This window comes from Microcoleus sp. LEGE 07076, from assembly GCF_015207455.1.
Taxonomy (GTDB): Bacteria; Cyanobacteriota; Cyanobacteriia; order Cyanobacteriales; family Microcoleaceae; genus Microcoleus.
The window spans coordinates 1-9331 of the sequence record NZ_JADEWV010000217.1; the positions used below are offsets into that span (position 1 = coordinate 1).

Below are 9331 nucleotides of genomic sequence, written 5' to 3' on the forward strand. Positions count from 1 at the left end.
CCATAAACAGGAATTGGGTCTAAACCTAAAAAACTGGAGCGGGATGTGTAGGATTCTTCCTGCACAATTACTGTGATTCCCGCCAACCGAGCTTTGTACTCCAACATTTCAATTAATCGAGAGTGAGGAATACTAACAAAGTTTTGATTGTTTTTCTTCCCTAACTCGATTTCTGTTTTCCACTGCGCGTTCTTGCCAATTACTAGCGTCCCAATCTGCTTGGTGAGCAAAAGGTTAATAATTAGACGGCTAGCATGATGTAAGTAATTATCAACTTTTTGATGGCGACAGCGAGTTAAGAGCTGAATGCGGGGCGAAGTTTTGCGACACCCTTTCAATTGGGATTGTAATTGCGCTTTGCGCTTGTTATAAAACTGGTTAATCGATTTCAATGGTCGCCCGTTAATCAACAAAGGGATAAATCCCGGTTGATTTGAAGTTAACGCCACTAAATTATCCAGTCCTAAATCAATACTAGCTACTGAATTAGCGTTGCCAAGGGTGGACTCCGGTTCATCATAAATTACCTCAATTACGTAGGAATCACATTTCGGAACCAGTCTAACTTGACAAATCTGGTGGGGATTGACTTGGGTTTTAATTGAAAGTTCTGTACCCGAAAGTTTAATGATTCCTTTATTCAACTGTTTGCTGCTAATTGCTTGAATCGTGTAGACGAGAAGGTTTCGCCCTTTAACTTTATCTTTGTACTTTGGCAATTTTGGGCGACCCGTGAATTTTGAAGAATCAACTTTGTAAGCTTTAACGGCTTCAAAAAACGATTTCCAATTCTTGTCTAGCACCATCAAGATTTGCTGACTTACTTTAGCAGGCATTGCCTTATATGCTTCGTGAGACTTCATCAATCGGTTCATTTCGTTGTAATTGACATAGCCCCATCCGTAAATAAAGTTCTGACGAATGACGTAATTGGCGGCATTGTAGAGGTTTTTGGACTTGAAAGCTAGTTGGTCAATTTCGCTAAAACGAGGTTCCGTTGATTTAATGATATGCCTTTCTGCTAGCTGCATTTGAGACTTGCGTTTTTTGGGCTATGCGTATTCCTTGTTCAACACTCACAACTATAGAATACCATTATTGTTTATAATTGCTTATAAACTCAATGAAGTTTTACAATACTGCGCCGATCGAACAAATTTTTCAAACTCATCAACCGCACCTCCCTTGGGGTGGCGATTTCCCAGAGGAAGCCAAACAGTTTTTCTCGCCGGCGTTTCTGTGGACTCGCCCCAAGGAAACCGAGGTTGTGGAAACTCGGGTTTTTGCAGCATTCAAAGACTATCTCACCGCTTATTTGGATTTGGTCGATCGCGCCGAACCCGTGACAGATAGCACAAAGTTAGATAATATTTTACAAGATCAACTGCGCTATCTGCGGTACCGTGCCGCAAAAGACCCAGCGCGGGGAATGTTTAAACGGTTCTACGGCGAGGAATGGACGGAAGAGTACATTCATGGCTTTTTGTTCGATTTGGAACGAAAAGTGCCACAAGCTGCCACAATTGGTAAGTAACAAAAATTAATTGTAAGAGAAGTTTCAGCCACTATACTAATAAGTGTAGATTGGCATGAGGAAAATGCCAATGGTCAAAAAAAATCGCAATGTAGTTAGTTCAAATTCAGAAAGCAAAGTCAAAGTTGGACTTTCGCTGACTCCTTCGAGTGCCGATAGATTGAATACGATCGCTCGAAAGCTCGGAATATCAAGGTCGGAACTGCTAGAACGCTTGGCACAAGGCGCTCTGGATATTTCTAAGGACAAAAGTGAAGTTACTGTAACTTGGAAAAAAGGTGAAAAAAGTGCGGTCGATACCGCTGAGTTGCCAGGGGAAACAGCCCAAGAAAGCACAATTAATAAGGCTGTAACGGCAGAAACTCTATCGCCCAAGGTAAGCGTACAGCCAAATCCACTGCAAGAAAGTTACGAAAGTTTGCAGCAGCAGTTGAGCGAACGGGAAAGTTCGATCGCATCTTTGCAAGAGCAATGGGCTACCCAAAAGCAAAATCTCGAACAGCAATTGCAGGAAACAGTCGCCAGTTTGCAACAGCAGTTGAGCGAACGGGAAAGCTCGATCGCATCTTTGCTGGAGCAATTGGCTACCCAAAAGCAAAATCTCGAACAGCAATTGCAGGAAACAGTCGCCAAGTCGAGTTACGAAGCTCTCGAGCAGCAGTTGAGCGAAAGGGAAAGCTCGATCGCATCTTTGCAGGAACAATTAGCTACCTCCAAGCAAAATCTCGAACAGCAATTGCAGCAAGCCGTGTCGAAGTCGAGTTACGAAAATTTGCAGCACAAGTTAGCAGAAATGTCAAGTGCGATCGGCAACTTCCAAGTTCAACTGACAAAGTTGCCATATCTAGAACAGGAATTGAGCCAGAGTCAGGCAAAACATCGAAATTACGACGCTTTGCAGCAACAGTCTCAAGAACAGCTCAGAACAATCAAAGCTTTACGGGAACAGCTAGGTCAAATGCAGGCTGTGGCTGGGATTGGCGAAGCTTATCTCAACAAGTGGCGCCGCCCCTGATTCTCATAGCTCATCGATCTCGCTGCTCTGCGGAGGCAGACTTCGTTTGCAAAGACGCGGTTTCCACCGCCGAGTCCCTTGGAGCCTCCGATCTCTCACCTCCTAAATTGAATGATTCAACAGTTTTTAGCCTCAGTGGATTTATGAGAATTCCAGCGAGGTTAGCAATTCCTGCAATTAACTCAGTTACCTGAACAGGTTTAGATAAGTGCATCTGGAAACCAGCTTCCAGGGCTTGTCGGCGCTCGGACTCTCTCGCGTAAGCCGTCAGGGCGATCGCAGGCATCTTTCGATCCCGCAGCACTTCCATTTCTCTCACCCGCGCGATCAACTCACAGCCGTCTGCTTCCGGCATTCCAATGTCGCTCAGCAGCACATCCGGCCAAAAATTCTCCAGTGCAGCTAGAGCTCCGGCCGCCGATGCCGCCGATCGCACCACAGCTCCTTCCTGTTCGAGCAAAGCAATCAAAAACTCCCGCGTGTCATCGTCATCATCCACCACCAGCAATTGCAAATTAGCAAGAGTTGGCAGAACCTCTGCCGCCTGATTTAGTTCAAAGCAATCATCCCCTGCACCTGGCTCGGGATTCGGAGCAAATGGCAGAGAAACCGTAAATTTCGCACCCTCCCCCGTATTATTCTCTGCCCTAACCTTACCGCCGTGCTGTTCCACCAAGTGACTGACGATCGCCAATCCCAGCCCCAAACCCCCGTAGGATCTAGTCGTGCTGCTATCGGCTTGGCGGAAGCGATCGAAAACATAAGGCAGAAAATCAGGAGAAATACCAATTCCGCTATCAATTACCTGAATTTGGACTTCATCCCCAACCAACTCCAACCCCACATCTACTTTACCGCCGTCAGGAGTAAACTTAATCGCATTTGAAAGCAAATTCCATACTACTTGTTGCAAGCGATCGCTATCGCCGATAACTTTACCAACATCTGAGCTACCTTTAAATTCGATCGCAATTGATTTTGCCTCAGCCAGTGGTCGCAGAGAATCAATTGCCATTTCAATCACATCTTTCAACTCGATCGGATACAAATTGAAGGCTAATTTTCCGCGCAGAATCCGCGAAATATCTAAAATATCTTCAATAAGTTGCGCTTGAGATTTAGCATTGCGCTCTATAATTTCTAGGGCTTTATAAATAGTTGTTTCATCAAACTTCTTGGCCTGAAGCAGCCTAGACCACCCTAGAATCGCATTTAAAGGAGTACGGAGTTCGTGGGAAAGAATAGCTATAAATTCATCCTTCATTTGGTTAGCTATCTCAGCTTCTTGCCGCGCTACTTGTTCGCGGATCAGTCTGCCGCGTTCTTCCTCTGCTTGCTTGCGGTCAGTGACATCTCTAACAGTCCCAACGTGACCGATCAGTTTTCCCAAATCCGAAAACATTGGCGACGACTGCAAGTTAATCCAACGCACAGTTTCGCGATCGGCTAATCGAAACTCACTCGAATATTCCTGACCTTCTTTAATCCAAGCTAACCAATCTGCTACAACCCGCTCGCGGTCTTCAGGATGAACTGACCGCTGCCAAACTGACACCAAACTTTCCTCCAAAATCAACCCACAAATCGCTTGACAGCGGGGATTCATGTAAGTACAGCGGCCTGCAACGTCAGCTAAGTAAATTCCCAGGGGCGAACAAGCACACAAACTGCGAAACCGCTCCTCACTTTTACTTAGTTCAGTGTTAACCGCAGCTAACTGTGTTGCTTGCCGCTTCACCTCGGCAGTTTTTTGGAACAATTCCACAAATACCTGCACCTTCGAGGTCAATATTTCCGGTTCCAAGGGTTTGAACAGGTAATCCACCGCCCCCAGAGAATAACCTTTAAACACGTGGGTGTCATTGCTGCTGAATGCCGTGATAAAAATAATCGGAGTCGAGCGCGATCGATCTCTAGAGCGAATCATTGTTGCCGTCTCAAATCCATCCATTCCCGGCATCTGCACATCCAACAAAATCACCGCAAAATCTTCATTAAGCAGAGACCTCAGAGCCTCCGCGCCAGAATTTGCTTTGACTAAGTTGTAATACGGCTTGTTCAAAATAGCTTCCAGAGCCACCAAATTTTCTGAGCGGTCGTCAACTATGAGGACATTTACTCGATCGGAGGGCTGCACATTCATAAATTTGTTAATTTTTAATTGTTAGTAAATTGACCAAACAGGGAGCAATTTTAGAGAGGGGTAAAATCCAGTCTACTTCAACATTTGCGATCGCACAGGCCGGCATTGTCCCGCATAAAGCAGAAATCGGTTCCTCCACAAATGTCAATCCTCCCTGAGCTTTAATTTTTGCCAGCCCTGCACTGCCATCACAACTAGCTCCCGTTAAAATTATGCCAATAGCGCGCTCCCCAAAGGCATCAGCAGCAGACTCAAACAGCACGTCAATAGAAGGCCGCGCGTGGCAGACAGGAGCCTCAGTTGATACTGCAAATGTAAAACTTCCGCGACAGAGGATTGGGGAATTTGAATTGTCCGTTGGCTCCACAGCAGCACTCCCCCCCCCTCTCAAGTAGTTTTCAGGCACGCTCTTGTGCCACTCACAAGGCGATTCTACAAGCAAGTGATAGTTAGCAGGAGCTAAGTAAACCCGTCCCGGCGCGATCGGCTCTTTGTCTTGTGCCTCCGTGATTTGGAGACAGCTTTGCCGCTGTAAAAAATCAGTAAGCCTACTCGGAGAACTCCTATGGCGGTGTTGGACAATAACTACAGGCAAAGGAAAGCTTTGTGGCAAATCTGCCAGCAGGACACTCAGAGCATCTAGCCCTCCCAAAGACGTGCCAACAACCACTATCTCAAAATTGTTTTTATTTAATCTTTCGGTAGATTTTATCACTTCTTTCAACTGCCTCATATTGTTTTTCATAAGGTGTAAAAGTCAGAGACTCCTGATGTCCTAATCCTAAAACTCCAAACATTCCCAGGCTCTCATAAAAAAGCTTGTGTACCCGCTCTTGGAGCTGTGAATTGAAATAAATCAGCACATTGCGGCACAAAATCACATTAAACTCATTAAAAGAAGTATCCGTTGCTAGGTTGTGGTGAGCAAAGACAATATTATCTTTAAGTGAAGAGACAAAAATAGCATTTTCATAAGCAGCAGTGTAATACTCAGAAAACGCTTTTTTGCCCCCTGCTTGGTGGTAGAGCTGCGTATATTCTTGCATTTGTTTCAAAGGAAATATACCAGCCTTGGCTGTTTTTAACACTAATTCGTTCATGTCAGTAGCGTAAATCCGACAGCGGTCATAAAGCCCTTCTTCTTGCAGCAAAATTGCCATAGAATATACTTCTTCTCCCGTTGAACATCCAGCGTGCCAAATCCGAAGAAAAGGATAAGTACGCAGCATCGGCACCACTTTTTTTCGGAAACTAATGTAAAATTTAGGATCGCGAAACATCGTAGTTACATTTACAGAAACATCCACCAAAAAACGCTCTAGGCAGGCAGGATTGTGTAGGATCTTTTCCTGAAGTGCAGAGACATTGGTGAGCCCTTCCGAGCGAACAGTGTTCCAAATGCGGCGCTTGATAGAGGCAAGAGCATAATTACGAAAATCAAATCCGTAATAGCGAAATATTCCCTCTAGTAGGAGTTTAATTTCGATAGTTTCAAGTTCATGGGTTTCGGGCATTAGTAATTAGTCCTTAGTCATTAGTCATTAGTCCTTAGTCCTTAGTCCTTAGTCCTTAGTCCTTAGTCCTTAGTCCTTAGTCCTTAGTCATTAGTTATTAGTTATTAGTGATTAATTTGTGATTTGTCATCAGTCCACAGCCTACAGTTTACAGCCCACAGTCCACAATGACTGATGACTGATGACTGATGACTGATGACTAATGACTGATGACTAATGACTGATGACTTCCATTATCGATAAAGCCAAACACGCAGCAGCGAGAGCAACTGTTCCGTGTCCACAGGTTTGGTAATGTAGTCAGATGCCCCAGCTTCGATACATTTTTCCCGATCGCCCTTCATAGCTTTAGCAGTAAGAGCAATCATTGGCAGCGAAGCGAATTGAGGCATCTTACGAATTGCTTCCATTGTTTCGTAACCGTCCATCTCCGGCATCATCACATCCATCAACACAATATTTATGTCAGGCGTATTTTGCAATTGAGCAATACCCTCTCTGCCGTTTTCAGCAAACACAATTTGCATTAGATGGCGCTCCAGCATACTCGTGAGGGCAAAGATATTCCGCACGTCGTCGTCAACAATCAAGACTTTTTTGCCCGCGAGCGTCGAATCTGTTTGATACAATTGCTCTAGCATTTGGCGCTTCGCTTGGGGCAAATTTGCTTGAACTCGGTGCAAAAATAAAGCAGTTTCATCCAACAGGCGTTCGGGCGATCGCACATCTTTAACAATTATTGTTTCCGCCATCCGCTTGAGTTTAGTTTCTTCCGCTCTCGTCAACTCTTTGCCCGTATAAATAATAATCGGCAGACTTTTCAAAGTAGCCTCTTGCTTAATCAGCTCGATCAGTTCAAAACCAGTCATATCTGGCAGTCCCAAATCGAGTACGATGCAGTCAAAATGCCCTGATTTCAAAGTTTCTAGCGCCTCAGCACCGCTACCCACAGCCGTCGTTAAAACATCGTGATTACCGATTAAATCCACAATGCTAAGACGTTGCGTTTCGTTGTCTTCGACAACTAGCAAATTTTTCACTGGTCGCTCCACAAAACCCCTAATATCAGTCAAAGCTTTGCTCAATGCCTCATGACTGACAGGCTTTTGTAAGTAGGCGATCGCCCCTAACTGCAAACTGCGCTGCCGCCCGTCTTCAACCGATACAATGTGAACCGGAATGTGGCGCGTAGTTGGGTCGTGCTTCAGGCGATCGAGCACAGTCCAGCCATCCATCACAGGCAAATTTAAATCCAACATAATCGCAGTGGGCTTGAACTCACGCGCCATCGCCAAACCGATATCGCTCCGCAAAGCAACCAAACCCTTAAAACCCTGTTCCTGCGCCATATCCAACAGAATACGAGCAAAATTGACATCATCCTCCACAATCAAAAGGATGCGATCGCCACTCTCAATATTTTCTCGGTCATCAGATATTGAAGGCGACGGATAAGGCGCTAACGGCAACTGGAAATTCGGCGAAGGAAGCGGCGCAGAAATAGCAGGCGGCAATTGCGCCATTTCCTGGCTTATTCCCACTTCATTATCATTCATTATGCGCGACTCTTGGTAAGTTTGCGGCAGATAAAGCGTGAATTTACTACCTTCACCAGGGCGACTCGTCAACTTAATTTCTCCCCCCAACAAATTAGCAATTTCTCTACTAATTGACAAACCCAAACCCGTACCCCCATATTTGCGGCTAGTGCTACCATCAGCTTGTTGAAAAGCCTCAAAAATAACCCTGTGTTTTTCAGCAGAAATCCCAATCCCCGTATCGCTGACATAGAAAGCCAAAACAGTAGCAGAAGTCGTTAAACTTTCAATCTCTAAACTCCACCCTTCCCGCGCCACTTCCACACACAATTTCACCTCACCCCGTTCTGTAAACTTAAAAGCATTAGAGAGAAGATTCTTCAAAACTTGTTGCAGCCGTTTAGCATCAGTATAGAGACCTTTTGGCAACCCAGCCTCAAGCTCTATTTGAAAACTCAACTTCTTATCCTGAGCAATTTGGCGGAAAGTTCGATCCAAATGATCTCGCAAGTCCCCAAACAACACTTGCTCAATTTCCACTGACATCGTACCTGATTCAATCTTAGCGAGATCCAAGATGTCATTAATCAGCCCTAACAAATCCGTTCCCGCCGAGTAAATAGTGCGCGTGTATTCAACTTGCTTAAGAGTCAAATTGCCATCAGGATTCTCAGAAAGCAATCGAGCCAAAATCAACAGCGAATTCAGCGGAGTTCGCAACTCGTGAGACATATTTGCCAAAAACTCCGACTTATACTTAGAAGTCAAAGCCAACTGTTCGGCTCTTTCTTCCAACAAAGCCCTCGCCTGTTCGATATCTCGGTTTTTTCGCTCAACTTCCTTATTTTGCAGCGCTAGCAATTCAGCTTGCTCTTCTAGTTCTTCATTCGTTTGTTGCAACTCTTCCTGCTGATTCTTCAACAGTTCTTCAGAAGCGCGGAGTGACTGCGCTTGTTGTTCGAGACGCTTGTTAGTTTCCGTTAATTCCTTTTGCTGAGTTTGCAACTCTTCTGCCAAAGACTGCGACTGTTTCAACAACTCTTCCGTCCGCATACTCGCCGCAATTGTATTTAAAACAATGGCGATACTTTCTGTAAGTTGGTCGAGAAATGTCAAATGAACTTCGCTGAACCTGCGGAACGAAGCCAACTCGATTACCGCCGTCACTTGTCCCTCAAACAAAACGGGTAAAACCACGATATTTAGCGGCGTAGCTTCTCCCAGTCCCGAGCAAATTTTAACATAGTTTTCCGGTACTTCTGTTAACAGTATTCGTTCTTTCTCCAGAGCGCACTGTCCTACCAAACCTTCGCCTAAATTGAATCTATTACCTAACTGTTTTCGTTCCCGGTATGCGTAGGTACTCAACAGTTTTAGAAACGGATCGTGTTCGACAGATTCCATCATGAAGAATACCCCGTGCTGAGCAGAAACCAGCGGTGTCAATTCCGATAAAATTAGTTTACAAACAGTTTCTAAATCCCTCTGACCTTGCAGCATTCTAGTGAACTTAGCTAGGTTTGTTTTCAGCCAATCTTGCTCAGTATTTTTATGCGTTGTCTCCCGGAGATTGGCAATCATCTGGTT

At 44.9% G+C, this 9331-nt stretch carries 7 protein-coding genes; 2 read left to right on the forward strand and 5 right to left on the reverse strand.

Going from position 1 to position 9331, the window contains the following annotated elements; all coding sequences use genetic code 11:
- Positions 1 to 1031 (reverse strand): RNA-guided endonuclease TnpB family protein (locus IQ270_RS24915; RefSeq protein WP_193975863.1); only part of this gene is annotated, 1031 nt, incomplete at its 3' end.
- A gap of 92 nt (positions 1032 to 1123) precedes the next feature.
- On the opposite strand from IQ270_RS24915, the gene IQ270_RS24920 reads away from it, so the two are divergent.
- Both IQ270_RS24920 and IQ270_RS24925 read left to right on the forward strand, forming a co-directional pair.
- Complete coding sequence (locus IQ270_RS24920) at positions 1124 to 1534, forward strand: hypothetical protein (protein WP_228056679.1); 411 nt, start codon at positions 1124 to 1126, stop codon at positions 1532 to 1534.
- 70 nt (positions 1535 to 1604) lie between these two features.
- On the forward strand, positions 1605 to 2549 hold the full coding sequence (locus IQ270_RS24925) for a ribbon-helix-helix protein, CopG family (protein WP_193975864.1): 945 nt from the start codon (positions 1605 to 1607) through the stop codon (positions 2547 to 2549).
- A 10-nt stretch (positions 2550 to 2559) separates the two neighbouring features.
- Here the strand turns inward: IQ270_RS24925 and IQ270_RS24930 are convergent, their stop codons facing one another.
- From IQ270_RS24930 to IQ270_RS24945, 4 genes are all read right to left on the reverse strand, one after another.
- The gene (locus IQ270_RS24930) at positions 2560 to 4692 is read right to left on the reverse strand and encodes a response regulator (RefSeq protein WP_193975865.1); all 2133 of its coding nucleotides are present in this window, start codon (positions 4690 to 4692) and stop codon (positions 2560 to 2562) included.
- Between the two features lie 7 nt (positions 4693 to 4699).
- On the reverse strand, positions 4700 to 5407 hold the full coding sequence (locus IQ270_RS24935; RefSeq protein WP_339384317.1) for a chemotaxis protein CheB: 708 nt from the start codon (positions 5405 to 5407) through the stop codon (positions 4700 to 4702).
- The gene (locus IQ270_RS24940) at positions 5379 to 6206 is read right to left on the reverse strand and encodes a protein-glutamate O-methyltransferase CheR (protein ID WP_193975867.1); all 828 of its coding nucleotides are present in this window, start codon (positions 6204 to 6206) and stop codon (positions 5379 to 5381) included. Before IQ270_RS24940 ends, IQ270_RS24935 begins: the two co-directional genes overlap by 29 nt.
- A 233-nt stretch (positions 6207 to 6439) precedes the next feature.
- Positions 6440 to 9331, reverse strand: a 2892-nt coding sequence (locus IQ270_RS24945) for a response regulator (protein WP_193975868.1), incomplete at its 5' end; no start/stop codon positions are given.

Coding starts and splice junctions, on each gene's coding strand:
- IQ270_RS24920 (WP_228056679.1), top strand. CDS start 1,124: ATGAAGTTTTACAATACTGCGCCGATCGAACAAATTTTTCAAACTCAT.
- IQ270_RS24925 (WP_193975864.1), top strand. CDS start 1,605: ATGGTCAAAAAAAATCGCAATGTAGTTAGTTCAAATTCAGAAAGCAAA.
- IQ270_RS24930 (WP_193975865.1), bottom strand. CDS start 4,692: ATGAATGTGCAGCCCTCCGATCGAGTAAATGTCCTCATAGTTGACGAC.
- IQ270_RS24940 (WP_193975867.1), bottom strand. CDS start 6,206: ATGCCCGAAACCCATGAACTTGAAACTATCGAAATTAAACTCCTACTA.